Raw genomic sequence first — 17,710 nt, forward strand, 5'->3', positions numbered from 1 at the left:
CCCCGTCAAGGCTCCACAGCCCTGCAATTCATAAGCGCACCTTGTCTAACGCACTATAGGTATTTTTAATTCCAATATTGAATTGTTATCAAGCATATGCATCCTCACCATGGTACTGGTGGCATCTGCCCTTTGGACAAGTTCTTGACGATATTTAAGACTGTTCAGCTGCTGAATATCACAACATTTCGTATTGAATTGCATGGTATAGACAAGGTTCGATTTTTCTATTGTCAAATGTATCATACATTTTGAAGCACAAGCTTTTACCAATCCTAGAATGCTATCTTTAAACAGTAAAAAGGCCTCGTGCCTATATTTCATATCCAATTGCAATGATTTTACCCTCTCGTCCACAAAAATTTCTATCCCACTATTATGGCGGCTATTTAGGGCATCGATATACTCCCTCATCCGCTCTACTGTTTTTACCATACTGTCGTTTTCTGGAGAAATGCTCCAAAGCATATCGTCCATCGCAATGATCATATTATGGCTCTTGGAATGTATCTGATCTATAAATTCCGTAGATTTTTGTGGATCGCTGTTTGCCTTTATTTTGGCCATCTCACTTAGAATATTGATCTGGTTCAATGCCATGTTTACCTCCCCATGTAAGCTAGTGGCAATATTGCTTCGCATTTTGTGAACCATTTCCTTTCTCTGCATCCTAATTTTATCCAACCAGAAAAAGATAAAACCAATGGCTAGTGCAAGTAAGCCATAAAACCATTTTGTCTTCCAAAATGGTGTTTCCACAGAAATGTTCAGTACCAAGGGATTTATACCTTCCTCTCCTTCTGCATTTACCGAATTGGCCTGAAACTGATATGAACCGGGTGGCAGATAGGGGTAAATAAGCTGTTTGGACATATCCGCTATTTTCCATTCATTATCCAGTCCATCCAATTTATATTTAACAGCATAGGCCGTATTGTATGACATGGTAGAGACGTCAATGGAAATAGAGTTTTGGTTGTGGCGCAAATCTATTGTTGGTAACCTAAATAAGGAATCCAGTGACAAGGACCGGTTGCTTACCTTGAAATCGGTTATATTTACCACTGGATAGCTGGTATTGATTTTAATGGCGGCCGGATCAAAGACTACCATACTTTCCGAAGCGCCAAAAATCATTCTTCCATCGGGGAGGACGTGGGAGGCCGAAATCACAAAAAAGTCGTTTCTGATACCGTCATTCCTATTGAATTTTACAAAAACCCTATTATTTAAGTTTACTCGGGTCAATCCAGCAGTAGAGGATACCCAAAGATATCCGTCCCCGTCTTTTTCCATGGATTGAATAAACCCGGATATGGACTTATTGTGGCCCAGAACGGATAATTTTTGGTATAACCTATTATAAAGAAACACATTGGCACTGGTACCGATTGCGACAAGGCTATCATTATATTCGAGTACGGTCGAAACCATTTTATCAGGCAACTTCAACCCGTTTGTTCCCTTATCATAAAAATGTAGGGCCACAGAATTGGTTTTGGGATCTATTACATATAAGCCCTTGGTATGTGTCCCTACCCATACCATCCCGGCACCGTCAACCATTATTTTATTGACGCGCACTTCGGGAATCGGCAAAAAATGGGAAATATCCTGTTTAAAATCGATTTTGCCTTTTTTAACATCCCATTTGTAAACACCGTGTTCCTGTAATCCAAGCCAAAGGTTTCCCTCCTTGTCTTCTACAATCTCTCGAATCCTACTTCTCAACATTGGCAATTCATAAAACTGTATCTGCCTCTTTTGCTGGTCATACTTATAGATACCGTTCTTAACGGCCATCCAAATAATTTTATCTTGGCGGGATTGGCATAAACGGACAACTGTGGTTAGTTCATGTGGCGAAAATCCCTTTATGTTGAGCGGCACGGGCCTAAAGTCACGATCATAACGATATAAATGGTCGTTCCAAACCCCTACTAATATACTGCCGTCAAGATCGTGCATAAAGGTGATAGGGGCCCCGGTGCCAATTTTGCCTATAAGTTTGGAGGTATGTTCTATACTGCTGAAAAATTCTTCGGCCGGGTTAAAGCGAAATATTCCGTTGTTGCCCGTTGTAACCCAAATATTGCGCTCCCTCCCTTCATTTAGGCTGGTAATTACAATGAACTCAATACTACGGTCGTCCACATAACCATTATATACCTGCTGAAATTCCATTTCCTTTTCAAGGTATTTCGCAAATATATTTATACCGGAAATCCATATACTGCCGTCCCGCTGTTCTAAGAATTGGTGTACTTCATGGTATTTGGGCACTTGTTCAAGAAAGCCGTATTTGTCAAAAACGGGTTTCCCCTTTTTCAGATCATAACAATATATATAGGGCAACCCCTCATCTGTACCTACATGCCACGCACGACCCTGACCATCAAAAAATAATTTGTTCGGGTTTGTGGTGGTTTTGTAATACTCGATAAGTTTGTCCTGGGCAATATTATTGCCGTTATGACTTAGCTGACCTGTGTTCCGGTCAAAAACCGCCAGTCCGTAATCGGAGAGGCACATCCAATATTTATTGGTTCCAGGTTGCGGTACAAAATCGATTATTTTCCAATCCGGTTTTGGTATAAAAAAATTATGGCTAGCCGAGAATTCGTGCTTATCCTTTTCATAGGTTAACAGTTCCTCCCCCGAAATCAATAAAAAAATACTGCCATTATCGTCGGCTATCAGCTTTTTGGGCATTGTTAGCGAACCTAGAAAAATTTCATTTTTAACTTTTATGTGAGCCTCCTTCATTGTGAACGATTTGGTATCAAAAACCCCAACACGGCCATCCTGGGTCAGAACCCAAAAATTGCTGTTCGAATCTATAAGTACCTGTAGAATTGCCTTTGACAGTAGAGAGGAGGTATCCTTCTCCGTTTTTACAAAATTCTTATAGCGAATACCATCATATCGCTGCAGACCCTCGTTGGTGCCGATCCATATAAAGCCTTCATCGTCTTGGACCGTAGAATTTACCTGGTAAGAAAGTAGTCCGGATTCCTCTGTATAATGGGTAAAATTATAACGCTTTGGTTCAGGCGTTTGGGCTATGCCTGCCAAACCATAAATCGCAATCGAAATATATATAATTATATTTTTCAAATGCAGTTATTTAGAGTTTACAAATTTAATGAACTCCTGCCATTATTAAACCTAAATAATGTCTTAATCATGTCATTTAATACCACAGCGGAAATAGTTCACAAAAACTTCATTTTAAAAATTCCATTTGCAACCCAATAAGGCAGATGGCCATGGGATTCCACAAGCACTTTGAAAATTTACAGGCCTTTTTTTATGATTTTGCCAAGGTATTTTTACGTTGACCTTCTCAGTACATTTTTAAAACCTTGGAGCAAATAACAAAAAAATACATCATCATACATTTGTCATATAATCATTGGGGCACCAGGAAATTATCTAATAATGAAGGGTGTAAAATGGAACAAAATTGTGAGAAAAGACAAAAGTAAGATTACATCAATATTCAGGATAAAAGCAATTCAAACCATCTTTTTTCCAGTTCATCCCCTTTCACTTTTGGCACCCTAGGATTGCCATTATTTTTACCACGGATTAACAAAAACTCAATTTTAAAACAATTAAAAAACAAACAACATGAGAGCATTTAAAAGAGAATTACTACTGCCATCAGAATCGAGGAGGTTTTCAACTTTCAAGAACTCTAAGAGAGTGCATTGGTTCGAAACCAGGCGTTTTAAATTCTAATTCTTGAATAAGAATAGTAGGTCCAAACATGCCTATTGAGGAATATGGGCCAGTTATTTTAAAGACTGGCCCAATTTTAAGAAATAAAAAGTCATTCGGCGGGTCCATATAGCTATTTGGCCAAACCGCTAATTAAAAAATCAATCCATAAAACGAGGCTACATATGGGAAAATTATTATTTAAACCACCGGTACTAGGGTTAAAGGAAATGCAAAAAATCTGGATAATTACATTGTGCTGGGCCTTCGTACAATCCGTATTTTATATTTACAGGTACTATTCCACTATGGATCTGGTTCATTTGTACAAACTTACTGGAACCTTCGAATTTTGGCCCGACTTTTTAAGCAACCTGATTATCAGTGTTTTTGGGGGCATTATTGGGGGGGCTATATTAGTATCCAAGCGATATACGACCAACCATCAAAAATATTTTGAATATGGTGCAATTGCTTCTGGACTGTATTTTATTCTTTGGTATTTAATGCTGGCATTAATTGGTATCCTCATATCCGGTTTCGTCATTTATAAATTGCAAGGGAAAGGGGATTCGGCCTTTGACAATTCCATTCAGAATTTGATGACGAATCTAAGCACCCCTTCCTTCTTTGTTACCATGGCCGTTTGGGGTCTTTTGGTATCCGCCACACAATTTGTATTGCAAATCAATGACAAATTCGGTCAAGGCGTACTTTGGAAATTTCTTATAGGCAAGTACCGACGACCCAGGGAGGAGGAACGCATCTTCATGTTTCTAGATCTCAAGGGGGCTACAGCGATAGCAGAAAAAATGGAAAGCAAAATGTTTTTTGAGATGCTCAAGGAAGTCTATAAAGACATTACCGTACCAATTATCAGGAGTTTAGGCGAGATATATCAGTATGTTGGCGACGAGGTGGTTATTTCTTGGTCCTTGGACAATGGGATAAAAAATAATAATGCACTCCGCTGCTTTTATCGAATAGAAAAAACCATCGAGGGAAAAAAATCCAAGTATCTGGAAAAATATGGGGTCGTCCCAACTTTTAAAGCAGGCCTGCATTTTGGAAAGTCAACTACCGGAGAGATCGGGGTAATCAAAAGAGACATCGTATATTCGGGAGATGTTCTAAACACCACCTCACGCATACAGGCCCTGTGCAATCATTATAACGTCCGAATCCTAGTCTCATCTGCCCTATTACAGTTAATGAAACTAGGTGCAAAATACATAAGTATCCCTATGGGTGAAATTAGTTTAAGGGGCAAGGAGCAAAAAATTGCTTTGAATACCATACAGGTCATTTAAATATATTTTGGAAATGAATCGAGTATTGGTAACCGGGGGAACGGGAAATTTAGGCAGGGTTATTATTCAGGCACTTGTTAGACATGGATACCATCCTACTATTTTGAGCAATAAAACCAACTATATTCCCCCGACCGGCCACACTATTCTCTTCGGGGATTTAACCGAAAAACAAAGCTTGCCCGATATCAACACAGACGTTATTATCCATTGTGCAAGTAATCCGATGGATTCAGAAAATGTAGATGTAAAGGGTACGGAACATTTAATTGGGGCGATCCACAAGGATTCCTTACGCCACATGATTTATATCTCCATTGTAGGGGTTGACAAAAGTTCCTTTTCCTACTACACCCATAAAAGGAAAGCGGAAAATATCATTGAAAATTCCAAAATTCCATATACCATTCTAAGGTTGACCCAATTCCATGACTTCGTATTTCACCAGATGATATATAATCTGCAATATGAAGGGTCTTTGGAATTCAAAATTCCCAAAGGGTTGGAATTCCAGTCCATAGACCACAAAGATGCTGCCAAATTCATCATGGAGTTGGTGGAGAAGGGACCTCTTAACTCGACAGTTACTTTGGGAGGACCCGAAATCTTATCTCTTAAAGTGATGACCGAAATTTATCTTAAGCAGATAAAAAAGGACTATAAGGTAATTGAACTTAGCGGCAACATGGAGGATAATGAGCTTCATGGCATATTTAGATCAGGTATTAATTTATGCCCCGAACATAGGTATGGAAGTATTAGGTGGACAGATTTTATAGCCAACAAAACGATATAAGGGAAGACTTTTTGAAAAATGGATTCTGTAAATCATGGAGTTGACCAAAATTTAATGTACTGGATTGAATGGGTTTATAAACTGAAATAATAAAAACGAAGTGGGCCACTTATCAGTGGGACATTTCGAAGAACGAACGCCTTAAAATCGGAAGGGTCGTTAAACTTATTTTGACGATTCTTTTGATATGCGGAATTTCAGTCAATTTAGGCAAAATCATTGCAACGGGAATTCTTGCTTGCTTTATATTTCCCGCGTTGTAAATTCACGCCTGTTAATAACCAAAGAAAAAGGGTATTAATGGTTGGGCCGGAGAACCCAAAAGAAAATATTATAATTTTCCCAAATGGGACAAAAATATATTTTCAAGATGAATGTCTATGTTATACTTAATCTAAAAGGCTTTTTCCATCTTGACAATTATTCCCTTTATCATTTAATGCCAAAGTTTAAACAGTTCAATCCGGGTTTATGCCAATTCACCCCCAATCACTTTCATGACCCTTAGTTCTGTGCTAATTTCATCCTATCTTTATCGATACAAATGCCATAGGAGAATTTCAGTTGCCCAAATAATAGAAGAATTAATTAACCATCTAGAAATCCAAGAGATTGAATTGACTCGTAACAAAACGACAGTAAATCCAGTCCTGGAAAGCAAAAGCTCCGTGGAAGAGTGGCTTGAAAAAGTAGATCATCCTAATTGGCAATACCAATATAATTCAGATGAAATCCTATAAAATCATAAATGGCATTCTCCAGCAGGTGATGGAAGGCCAACCTTCAATAAACAAGAATCAGGTACTCGTTAAAATAAATGCGGTATCATTGAATTATAGGGATTTATTGGTAACTGAGGGAGTAGGTCAATGGAAACCCACCGAGGATCGAATTCCCCTTTCCGATGGTGCCGGCCAGGTCGTAGAAATCGGGAGCTCCATCAAAAATTTCAAAGTGGGCGATCGGGTCACATCCTTGATCACACCCAATTGGGAGTCAGGAAGCTTATCCCCACAGAAGCTTGTTGGTGCAATAGGTGGTGCCATGGTCGACGGGGTTTTGGCAGAATACGTGGCGTTCCCGGAAAATGCCCTGTCTAGGTTTCCCGACTATCTATCCTACGAAGAGGCTGCGACCTTACCCGTTGCTGCACTTACTGCATGGAATGCCGTAATTGAGCAATCTCCCTTAAAATTAGGAAGTACCATTTTAATCATAGGCACGGGAGGAGTTTCCCTTTTCGCTTTGCAATTTTCCAAATTGGCAGGATACAGGATCATCGTGACTTCCGGAAACGATGAAAAACTAATGAAAGCAAAACAGTTGGGTGCCCACCATACTATAAATTATAAAAGAAATAAGGATTGGATAAATGAGGTATTAACTATTACGAAAGGAGAAGGAGTAGATCAGGTGGTTGATGTAGTCGGGGGAGATCATATAACGGAATCATTAAAATGTATAAAAAGTGAGGGTATTGTAAGCATGGTTGGGGTAATCGGTGGAACCCACGGACTTATCGATACCGGAATGATCATGGGTAAAGCCGCCAGAATACAAGGCGTTGAGACCGGATCTAGTGAAATGTACGGAAGAATGTTAACCGCTATGAATATCCATAAGGTCCGACCAGTTATCCACTCAGTTTTTCCATTTGAGAAAGTACCTGAGGCACTCTTACTTTTAAAAGAGGGCGGCCATTTTGGGAAAATCTGTATTAAACTAATTTAAACTTAAAATTACATTTATGAAAAAGCAACAGCAACCAAGTTCAAAAATAAGGCCCGATCAACTTGTCCTGGAATTATTCGATAGGGTTTGGCATCACCCGCATGAGTTGGAGGCGATAGATGAATTAATGACAGAAGATTATGCCATTACGACCGGAGGGAACAAAATACAGGGAAGGGACAAATTCAAAGAATGGATAAAGGCGTTTCAAAAATTACTTTTGGACGCCAAAACGGAAAGTGTGGATATTTTCTTTGATAAAGCCGAAAGCAAAGTCGTTTCACGATGGGTATGTTCAGGTTTGAACAATGGTCTATTCGGTCTAAAACCAGACCTTAAATCCATTTCTTTTACGGGAATAGCAATTTGGAAAGTCGAAGGTAATAGGCTTTCCGAATGTTGGGTAGAAAGAAGTTCGTATGAACTTTATAGAAAGCTGATAAACGAGTCAGAAGAAGCAAAATTTGTTTAATATTATACATGGAAAAAAGGAGATAATTTTATAATAGAAAACTGACGTCATATGGCACCTCTTATAATTCTGATTGTTGGTTTTGTCCTGATCTTTTTAATCAACAATTACATTCTTAATAGGAGATTGAAACTATCGGTTGTTGGGAGAATGGCACTGGCTATGATGTTAATATTTACCGCAATTGCCCACTTTACCAAAACCGATTTGATGGTTGAAATGTTACCGGAGTTGATACCCTTAAAAAAACAAACCATCTATTTTACTGATATACTTGAATTTATTGCTTCCTTCGGACTTTTAATCAGGAATTACGCTAAAACAACAAGTATAATTTTATTCCTATTTTTTCTAGCTATATTACCTGCAAATATAGTAGGAAGCTTAAAGGAGGTTCAACTTGGGGGAATGCAAAATGGTGTTGGTTATCTTATTTTCAGAATACCCTTGCAGCTTCTATTCATCGGATGGACATATTATTTTGGAATAAGATTAAACAATGTTCCCGCTAATTTTTAAGGGGGAAGTACCGACCATATTTATGATTGTGTCTTTTCCTAATAATGCTCACGAACAGGATTAAACAGTACTTTGGCCCTGCCAAGATGCCACTTTTGCGTCTTTTTCAACTTTTTACCGTCCTCTGATTAGTAGGCCCATTTAAAATAAAAGGATAAATCAAAGATATGGCAGATAAAATATGGAGGGATTTCAGTTGGGAATTGAAAGGTTTTATCCAAAAGAAAGTTAAAGAAGAAAGTCTTGCAGATGATATATTACAAGATGTTTTTATCAAAATAATAAACAACATGGATAAAGTTTCCAATTCCAGAAATATGCGGCAGTATCTTTTTGGGATGACCAGAAATGCGATCGTTGACCATTTTCGAAATACTTCCTTCATGTCGAAAGTAGACGAAATTGCCGAACCTTTTTCGGAAGACGAAATCGAATCATTTAATAGGACCATCGCCGATTGTTGTATAAGACCATTTATCAATCAGCTTCCGGACAGATATCAAGAGGCACTTTTAAAAACCGAATTTGACGGTCTTTCCCAAAAGGATTTGGCCAAAAAATTGAACATAACCTATTCAGCCGCAAAATCCAGAGTGCAACGCGGAAGGGAAAAACTCAAGGAACTTATCCTTCAATGTTGTGCCCTCCAAACTGACGTTTACGGCAATCTTTCGGGGAAAGAACATAAAAAATGCAAATGCCCATAATCTTTCTGCATCTTTTTTATCGGTTTTACGTGTTTAGATAAAACTAGAAAAAATGAAGACAAAAGAGATTAAATCAGCAATCACAAAATCCTATGGAGATATTGCAACCAACAACATTATATCTGGATGTTGTAACAGTGCAGGGTGTTGCACGGGAGAGAATGGCAGCACTTCCTTATCCGAAAACTATGCAAAGGTCAAGGGCTATAACAAGGATGCCGACCTTTTATTAGGCTGTGGTCTTCCAACCGAAATTGCCAATATTAAGGCAGGTGATACCGTCATAGACCTTGGATCAGGGGCGGGCAATGATGTTTTTATAGCCCGTAGTATTGTCGGCGATACTGGAGAAGTGATAGGTGTGGATATGACTCCCGAAATGGTTGTACGTGCCATAAAAAACAATCAAAAATTGGGCTACAAAAATGTTGAATTTATACTAGGTGAAATCGAGAATATGCATGGGGTTTCCAATAGTAAGGCCGATGTGGTAATTAGCAACTGCGTAATGAACCTTGTACCCGATAAAGAAAAGGCTTTTAGGGAAGTTTATAGGGTATTAAAAACGGGAGGACATTTCAGCATCTCGGATATTGTATATGTTGGGGCACTTCCGAATGGAATTTTGGAAGCTGCCGAATTGTACGCGGGATGTGTGGCAGGCGCAAGCGAGAAAAATGCCTATTTGGGAATCATCAAATCAGTCGGTTTCAAAAATATTCAAATCAAAAAAGAGAGATTGATAGAATTGCCGGACGAATTGCTATTGAAATTTTTAGGGGTAGAAGGTTTGAAAGAATTTGGAAAATCTGGTTCAGGAATTTACAGCATTACGGTATATGCTGACAAATTGGACGAAGGCAATTGTTGCCAAATAACAGAAAGTGGATGCTGCAGAGACACAGAGAATTCAGATTCTGTTAAGACGGAATGCTGTGGAACGGAATCTGAAAGCGGTAAAAGCTGTTGCCCTTAAAAGAGGTTAACCAATACCCCTTGTACAAGCCATGGGCTTTCCCTAAAAGTGCAACGCTCATTGGGTAACCCCCGGCCAGAACTTGGTTATATGACCGTTCCAACCTTTAGCAACAGACTCCATTGCCTTAAAAGCCAAATTTATAACTAAGGTAATGGAGTTGTGCTGCTAAATGGTATTAGGGAACCAATATACATCATGCTTTTACTTCACATTCAAGAATCCCCAGTTTGAAAGTCGATGATAGTGGCAAATTTGAATGACGGAGGTGATGGGCACCAAGACCTAAATTTGATTGATTTTGGCATTGCCAACAACCCAAATAAAAAGTTAAAATCTATTATGCGCTTGAGTAATGTCCTTAAATTTATTACAGTTATAAATAGGTATGGACAATATTTATGATATAGCTATGGGCATGCCCCGGTTCAAAAAGATCCAGGCATCCTCCGTATTGTTCACGGAGTACAAGTGTATGGAAGACAGGTCTATTTTTTCGGCTTGGGCACATGCCAATTATTTCGTATGCGTGTTACAGGGTCATATGGAATGGCTGACTACGGAGAACACCTATGTACTACAATCCAATGACGCCATTTTTGTAAAAAAAGGGGCAAATATAATCCACAAATATTTTGAGGAGGATTTTTGCGCATTGATAATTTTTGTGCCCGATGAGTTTATACGCGATTTGATCGTGCAATCCCCTAATACAGTAAAAATCGGCAGCGAAACGACCACGGAAAGTGTTATCCCAATAAAGCCTGATAGAGTATTGAGTTCCTATTTTACGTCTCTTTACGCCTATTTCTTTTCAGAAAGCGAGCCCATGTCGCATATAATAGAAATAAAATTCAAGGAACTTGTCTATAACCTTCTTTCATCCTCTCGAAATAGGGGTATAAGCAGCTATTTTAGGGAGGTTGCCCAACATAAAAATACCACTATCAAATACATCATGGAAGATAACTTCATGTACAATCTTTCCATAAATGAATATGCCAGACTATCTAATCGAAGCCTAAGTGTCTTCAAACGTGATTTTCATACTACCTATGGCACTTCACCCGGTAGATGGCTTACCGAAAGACGCCTGCAATATGCCAAAAGGCTTTTAGAGACCACTGACAAGAAAGTTTTTGAGGTGGCCTTTGAGTCCGGTTTTGAGAACGCTTCACATTTTACACGGGCCTTCAAAGAAAAAAATGGCATCACCCCATTGACATATAAAAAACAGCTCGAAAACCAAATATTGACATTGGACCTTTAGGTACCTTTTTAGGGCTTTTGAGAAAAGTTGAGACCAATCGCATCCACTAATTTTGATATTATTAATCATTAAACAAATTAGTAGGGATGGAAACAATTATTAAAAAAAAGGTCCAATCTAGGGATTGGTCTGGGCTTATAGAAAATCTGGGGCCTAAATTGGTACAAAACGGAAAAGCGAAGGATAACTCCTTCCCATATTTTTTGTTTCCCCATGTTCAATCCAACTAAGGATAGATCTACTTCTAGCAACTGGATTTAATTAATCCTTATAAACCCTTCTGAAAATAGAAAAGTGAAGCTAATTTTTGGCTTGCTTGATGCCAAGGAAACGGTTATAAGTGACCAAAAAAGCGCTTGAAATATGATTTCAAGCGCTTTTTAATTTTATTGGTAAAAAAAGTTAATTTAACCTCCTACCATCTGTATTGTAATTCAAGTTTTCTTTTTCATTGTTCTTTTTCATCTGGAGTTGGTACTTTTTTTTAGCATTTTTACCGTCAAAATTTACGCTGTATTTAGTGCCGTATAAGGTCCAATCGGGATGCTCCTTAAATGCCGCATTTCGTACAGCTGGCGGAAGAATAAGATCGCTGTAATACTCACTGGCTCTTATAATCTTTCCGGATTGGTTGTATGTGGCAAGAATTCTTCCGTTTTCCCCCTTAAAACTTACAACGTAGGTTTTGCGCTTGTCAGAATTAAAATCATAAACCTTGGATTTCTGGATATTGTACCTAGAAGCCTGATTCTGCAAATCCAATACCTTTAAGGAAACGGCCCCGCCGCCCACATTATTTAAATAATTATGATCCACGGGACTTACCTCTACCCCGGTTAAATGAATCGTGTTTTTCCCACAGTCACAGTCTGAAATTTGGGAATAACCTAGGCTTGCGAAACCTATAATAATTGCGCCAAAAACTAATTTTTTCATGATATTGATGTTTAAAGGTTAATATTAATAATTGTAAAAGGCATTACATTTTTGGGGGAGCACCATAAGAAGGTCCAAAAATCAAATGAACAGTTCCTAGATCATTAAAGTTCCATGCTCAAAATTCCGTTAAGCAATTTTTAGAAAGAAGATGAAGTGAATAAATTAGCTTGATCTAAACCTGTTAAATAATGGAAACTACTATTATGTATATAGGTCCAAATTCTTTAACCCTTGGTTCACACAACCCCTCTGACTAATTCTATTACAATTTTAGAGGTATTCCACAAGAAGGGTTTTAACTATTTGTTCATTCTTTTGTGTTAGTTGGGAGTTTGCAATAAAGTGTTGACTTATTATTGCACAAGAAGATAAAAAAAAAGACATAATACATTTATTTACAATTACTTACGATGCTCACTTGGTGCAAACCCAAATTCTTCCTTAAAGGCCCGGCTAAACCAAGAGAGATCGTTAAAACCGACATCATAGGCGACTTCGGAAACATTGCTGTTCGTAGTTTGTATTAATTCCTTTGCTTTTTGCAAACGGACTGAGCGAATAAAAATTGCCGTTGATTTTCCCGTAATGGCCTTTAGTTTTCGGTAGAGCTGTGATTCGCTCATGGATAATTGCCTGGCCAAGTGCCTTGAACCAAATGAATGGTCTCCTATTTTTTCTTGAATAATCTTTATAGCATTCTTTAAAAATTTTGCTTCCGGATTTTCGGCACGTACCTTTAAAAATTGCCCGAAACCTTCGCGTTCAAATTTCTTAACCATTTTCTGGCGCAAAAGGATCAACTTATCAAGATGAGTAAACAGTTCCACTTTGTTGAACGGTTTCGTCAAATAGGCATCCGCCCCATGGGAGAGGCCCGTGATACGGTCCTGCTGGGTAACCTTGGCGGTCAGCATGATTATTGGGATATGATCGGTACGCTCGTCCGACTTTAAGGTGGCACAAACTTCGTAACCATCTTTACCTGGCATCATCACATCGCAAATGATGATATCCGGCACATTTTCATAAGCAGTCTCGATTCCGATGATTCCGTCCGCCGCATATAGAATCTCGTATTTTCCTTTTAGGCAGGTTTTTAAATAGTGGGCAACATCTGCATTATCCTCAATAATAAGTAGAAGCGGCAATTGGGAATCGCTCTCCAAAGCCACTTCAAATGGAATTTGTGTTTTTTCACTGTACAGGGCTATGGCGTTTGAAGGAACTACATCGTCCGTTTTTGGGGCATTTGTGGTAATGGGAATTCGTAGGTTGAATTCACTCCCTTTTCCGACCGTACTTTTTACCTCAATGGCTCCACCCAATTGTTCCGTAAATTCTTTGGTCAAGGCCAAGCCTATACCTGTTCCTTCGGTTCTTCGTGAGAAGGAGGTATCGGCTTGGTAAAACCGATCGAAAATATAGGGAAGTGCCTCTTTTGAAATACCCACGCCATTATCCTTTATCCGAAGAAAAAATTGATGTTTTCCTTTTTCGGTCATGGTATTGAGGTGCACGATTATTTTTCCACCTGCTGTCGTAAATTTTATTGCGTTGGAAAGCAGGTTGGCAGTAATGCTCGTCAGTTTATTGGTGTCAAAATCCATTACCAATTCATCAATTTCTGAATAAACCGTTAAATCGATTTGTGCAGCTTTGGCCAAGGAGTGAAAACTTTCACAGATATATTTTATAAAGGAAACCACATCAGCCTGTATTAATTGCAATTCCATATTGCCACTTTCCAGTTTTGCGAGGTCCAACATTTCATTAACCAGTCGCAATAGGTTTTTTCCGTTTCGTTGGATCATATCCAAAGATTCTTCCAACTCATCAAATTGTTTTTCTTTAATGGTCGATTTCACGCTATCTGCCATGCCTAAGATTACCGTTAGTGGAGTTCTGAATTCATGGGTAATATTGGTATAGAGGCTGCTCTTTAGTTGATTGACTTCCTTGAGCCTTAAACTTTCAAAAACAGCCAATTTTCGGGAAAGTTGAAACCGATAGAACCAATAAGCAAGGGTTCCTAAGAGAAGTACGTATAAAATATAAGCCCACCATGTTCTGTACCATGGAGGTAAAACTTTGAATGTATATAGTAATGGAACGCTCCAAACTCCATCAGGGCTTTGCGCTTTTAGTTTAAAGGTATAACTGCCTTCGTAAACATTGCCAAATGTAGCTGTGGTTTGATTAGTGGCCGGGTTCCAGTCTTTATTATATCCTTCAAGCATATACTGGTATTTTACCAACTGCGGTTTTGCAGGTTCAATGGCAGCAAAATCAAGCGTTATATTATTAAATTGATAGGGCAATACAAGGTTTATGGGCAAAGCATAAAATGAAGTTATGCTGTCAAATTTTACGTCGCGAAATTTTTTTCGCATGCCGTTTAGTTCTACCTCGTTTAACACTTTTCCAAAAAGATTTATTTGTTCCGTGATGTTTGGAGATAAGCTTAAGCTGTCTGTATTTTCTTTGCCATTTTTAATATCATACCATAAAACATTCTCATTATTTATTTTCAGGCCCTGAATAACAACTTTTGGTGGGTTGAGGTTTTTATGTAGGTTGTTATAATCGATCCTTACCAGTTTATCTGATGTGCCTGCCCAAATAATATCATCTTTTGTTATGAACATGCCATTCATATTTATGTAGTCTATTGGGTATCCTGTTTTCACGTTATACTTTTCAAAATCGTGATTAAAGGAAGTGCTTAATTCAGTATTTGAAAGTGGGTTCGAAGCAGGCAAATAGCTATCGGCACCATTGTTTTTTGCTACCTGGACATACCCTTTTAATTCTGAAATACCGCTGTTGGTTCCAATCCATATGGCCCCATTTGTACTCAATAAAATATCGTTGATGCCATTATCTCCCAAACCTTGGGCAGTAGTATAGGTGAAAAAGGTCTTTCCATCAAAACGAATTAACCCAGCTTCAGTGGCTGACCAAATGTTTTCGTTATTATCTTCAAAAACATTCCATACATAATCCGTAACCAGGCCTTGATTGGTTGAATAGTTGGTAAAGTATTTATGATCCTTGTCCAGTCTTGATAGTCCACCTCCCAAAGTACCGAACCAAAGATTACCTTTTTTATCTTCAATAAGATTGCGAACAACATTATTAGGCAACCCCTGGTTGGTTGTATAAGTAGTAAAAGATTTCCAATCTTTATCTAGCATGGATACCCCGCCACCCCTAGTTCCAAACCAAAGATTTCCGGATTTATCTTGAACCATACTTGTACCTATTTCATTTACCAATCCCTGCTTTGTAGTATAGGTAGTAAAAGCTTTCCAATTATTATCCAAACGCGCTATACCTTGATTGGTAACAAACCAGAGATTTCCTTTCCTATCCTCAGTAATATTTCGCACATCGTCATTTGGCAGCCCTTGTGCTGTGGTATATACTGTGAATGATTTTTCGTCTTGATTTAGCCGGAATACACCGGCTCCCAAAGTGCCAAACCAAAGATTTTTTTTACTGTCTTCAAGAATACTGGTCACAGAATTATTTGCCACATCATTTGTAAGCATATAGCTTGAAAAACCTGCATTGTTATCAGTCAGCAATATCCAATCCCTGTCCAACCTGAAAACGCCATTTGTGGATGTGAACCAAATGTTATTGCTTTTGTCTTCAGCGATACTTGTAATACGATTGTTGGGTAGTCCGTTTAATGTAGTGTAGTTAATGAATATTGGGTTACTGTCCGGCAAAGGGTTTTTGTCATATAGGCTTGCACCTGTTGCAGTACCAAACCAGAGATTGCCATTTTTATCTTTAAGAATGCTCGACACATCGTTGCCTGCCAGGCCCTCTGCTGTGGTGTAGTTAGTAAAAGATTTGCCATTGTAAAAACTAATTCCGTTTTGGGTGCCAATGCATAGGTTTTGGTTTTTATCTTCAGTAATACTGCTTACAAAATTATCTGCCAGCCCCTGCGAAGTGGTATAATTAATAAAAGATTTGCCATCGTAATGGTTTAATCCGCCACCTAATGTACCAATCCAAATATCTCCCTTTTTATCTTCGTGCAAGCACGATATGGTATTGGAAGATAATCCATCGGTAACAGAATAATTTGTAAAGTCGGTTTTGTCATTTGATAATTTCGATATTCCGTTTCTGGTGCCGATCCAGATATTACCATTTTTGTCCTGAAGAATACTTGTAATATTATAGCTTGGTAAACCTTGCGCTATTGTATAATTGGTAAACGACTTTCCATTATAACAGCTTAGCCCACCTAATGTGCCAAACCAAAGATTACCCTTATTATCTTCCAAAATACTGTATATATTATTTCCTGCCAATCCATGAGACACGGAAAAATTCATAAACGACTTACCATCGAAGCGACTTACCCCGCTACCTCGCGTACCAAACCAAAGATTTCCCTTACTGTCAACAAAACTACATCCTATCGTATTTAATGCAAGTCCGTCGCTGGTGTTATACAATTGCACAGGAACGAATAAGTTAGACTGTATTACTTTAGGCGAATGAATAACTTTTGTAAAGTCCTTCGTTTTTAAAACAAATGAATCCGCTTTTTTTTCAGGAATAATCACCGTCAGCGGAGTAGGACAAGTATCAAGATTTACAATTATTGGATCTTTTACTGGAATTGTAACCGGTGGTTTAACTAGATTGTTATTTTCATCTGCAATTGAGGGATTGGCATTCTTTTGAGAACAAGCGAAAACGAAGAAAGCGCAAATGACAAAAACAAACCTTGTTTGGCCTAAAATGTTCTTGAATTTTCGCATTTGATTGATTTATTTCTGACCCCTAGTTATAAGTTTTACTTGATGTAGATGATTTGTTATATAATCGGTAATTGGACAATGAATTCCGATCCTTCCCTCTGCTTTGTATTAATATTAAGTTCGCTAGATTGTGCTTTTACAACATGATAACTCAAACTCAACCCTAAGCCCATTCGTTGCCCGTGTGTTTGGTAAAAAAAGGGTTGAAAGAATTTAACCTTGGGCCAATTTTTATTATTTTACAGGGGAATTAATTCGGAATTTGTAAAGACCTTTTTATTTGATATCACTCAATAAATTAGCTACTCGAGATACCTAAAAGTTTGTAAAATTTCGGTGGGGACTAGTTTGGCTGGTTAGGATCGTTCGGGCAAGACTATCGAACTCAAATTGCTCATTGGCTAAGTTGGGCTGGAGATGCTCCCGAAGTTTGACAATAAAATTCCTATCGCCTGGGCTTTGTAGCCGACCTCCGAAAGG

General features: G+C 38.4%; 11 protein-coding genes. 8 read left to right on the forward strand and 3 right to left on the reverse strand.

The annotated features are described in order from the left end of the window. Nucleotides 1-45: 45 nt before the first annotated feature. Nucleotides 46-3,117, reverse strand: a complete 3,072-nt coding sequence (locus CWD91_RS05900) for a ligand-binding sensor domain-containing protein (protein WP_103440059.1) — start codon at nucleotides 3,115-3,117, stop codon at nucleotides 46-48. Between the two features lie 791 nt (nucleotides 3,118-3,908). On the opposite strand from CWD91_RS05900, the gene CWD91_RS05905 reads away from it, so the two are divergent. The 8 genes from CWD91_RS05905 to CWD91_RS05950 all read left to right on the forward strand — a co-directional run bounded on the left by CWD91_RS05905 (nucleotide 3,909) and on the right by CWD91_RS05950 (nucleotide 11,504). Beyond that, nucleotides 3,909-5,033, forward strand: coding sequence for an adenylate/guanylate cyclase domain-containing protein (locus CWD91_RS05905; RefSeq protein ID WP_103440060.1), 1,125 nt, complete (start codon nucleotides 3,909-3,911; stop codon nucleotides 5,031-5,033). A gap of 13 nt (nucleotides 5,034-5,046) precedes the next feature. Continuing rightward, complete coding sequence (locus CWD91_RS05910) at nucleotides 5,047-5,829, forward strand: SDR family oxidoreductase (protein ID WP_103440061.1); 783 nt, start codon at nucleotides 5,047-5,049, stop codon at nucleotides 5,827-5,829. A 726-nt stretch (nucleotides 5,830-6,555) separates the two neighbouring features. Continuing rightward, nucleotides 6,556-7,560, forward strand: coding sequence for a zinc-dependent alcohol dehydrogenase family protein (locus CWD91_RS05925; RefSeq protein ID WP_103440063.1), 1,005 nt, complete (start codon nucleotides 6,556-6,558; stop codon nucleotides 7,558-7,560). Nucleotides 7,561-7,576: 16 nt separating this feature from the next. Next, complete coding sequence (locus CWD91_RS05930; protein WP_103440064.1) at nucleotides 7,577-8,032, forward strand: ester cyclase; 456 nt, start codon at nucleotides 7,577-7,579, stop codon at nucleotides 8,030-8,032. A 51-nt stretch (nucleotides 8,033-8,083) separates the two neighbouring features. Further along, nucleotides 8,084-8,551, forward strand: coding sequence for a DoxX family protein (locus tag CWD91_RS05935; protein ID WP_103440065.1), 468 nt, complete (start codon nucleotides 8,084-8,086; stop codon nucleotides 8,549-8,551). Nucleotides 8,552-8,718: 167 nt separating this feature from the next. Next, nucleotides 8,719-9,258 carry an RNA polymerase sigma factor SigZ gene (sigZ, locus tag CWD91_RS05940; protein WP_103440066.1) on the forward strand — a complete coding sequence of 180 codons (540 nt, stop codon included), beginning with the start codon at nucleotides 8,719-8,721 and terminating at the stop codon, nucleotides 9,256-9,258. Between the two features lie 52 nt (nucleotides 9,259-9,310). Next, a complete protein-coding gene (gene arsM, locus CWD91_RS05945) occupies nucleotides 9,311-10,234 on the forward strand; it encodes an arsenite methyltransferase (RefSeq protein WP_103440067.1) in 924 nt (307 codons plus the stop codon). 388 nt (nucleotides 10,235-10,622) lie between these two features. Next, nucleotides 10,623-11,504: a helix-turn-helix domain-containing protein gene (locus tag CWD91_RS05950; protein WP_103440068.1), complete on the forward strand. Its 882-nt coding sequence runs from the start codon at nucleotides 10,623-10,625 to the stop codon at nucleotides 11,502-11,504. Between the two features lie 402 nt (nucleotides 11,505-11,906). On the opposite strand, the gene CWD91_RS05955 is transcribed toward CWD91_RS05950, so the two are convergent. Both CWD91_RS05955 and CWD91_RS05960 read right to left on the reverse strand, forming a co-directional pair. Next, a complete protein-coding gene (locus CWD91_RS05955; RefSeq protein WP_103440069.1) occupies nucleotides 11,907-12,440 on the reverse strand; it encodes a hypothetical protein in 534 nt (177 codons plus the stop codon). A 404-nt stretch (nucleotides 12,441-12,844) separates the two neighbouring features. Next, complete coding sequence (locus tag CWD91_RS05960; protein ID WP_103440070.1) at nucleotides 12,845-17,230, reverse strand: hybrid sensor histidine kinase/response regulator transcription factor; 4,386 nt, start codon at nucleotides 17,228-17,230, stop codon at nucleotides 12,845-12,847. Nucleotides 17,231-17,710 lie beyond the last annotated feature (480 nt).

Source organism: Arenibacter hampyeongensis (assembly GCF_002909255.1).
Lineage (GTDB): Bacteria > Bacteroidota > Bacteroidia > Flavobacteriales > Flavobacteriaceae > Arenibacter > Arenibacter hampyeongensis.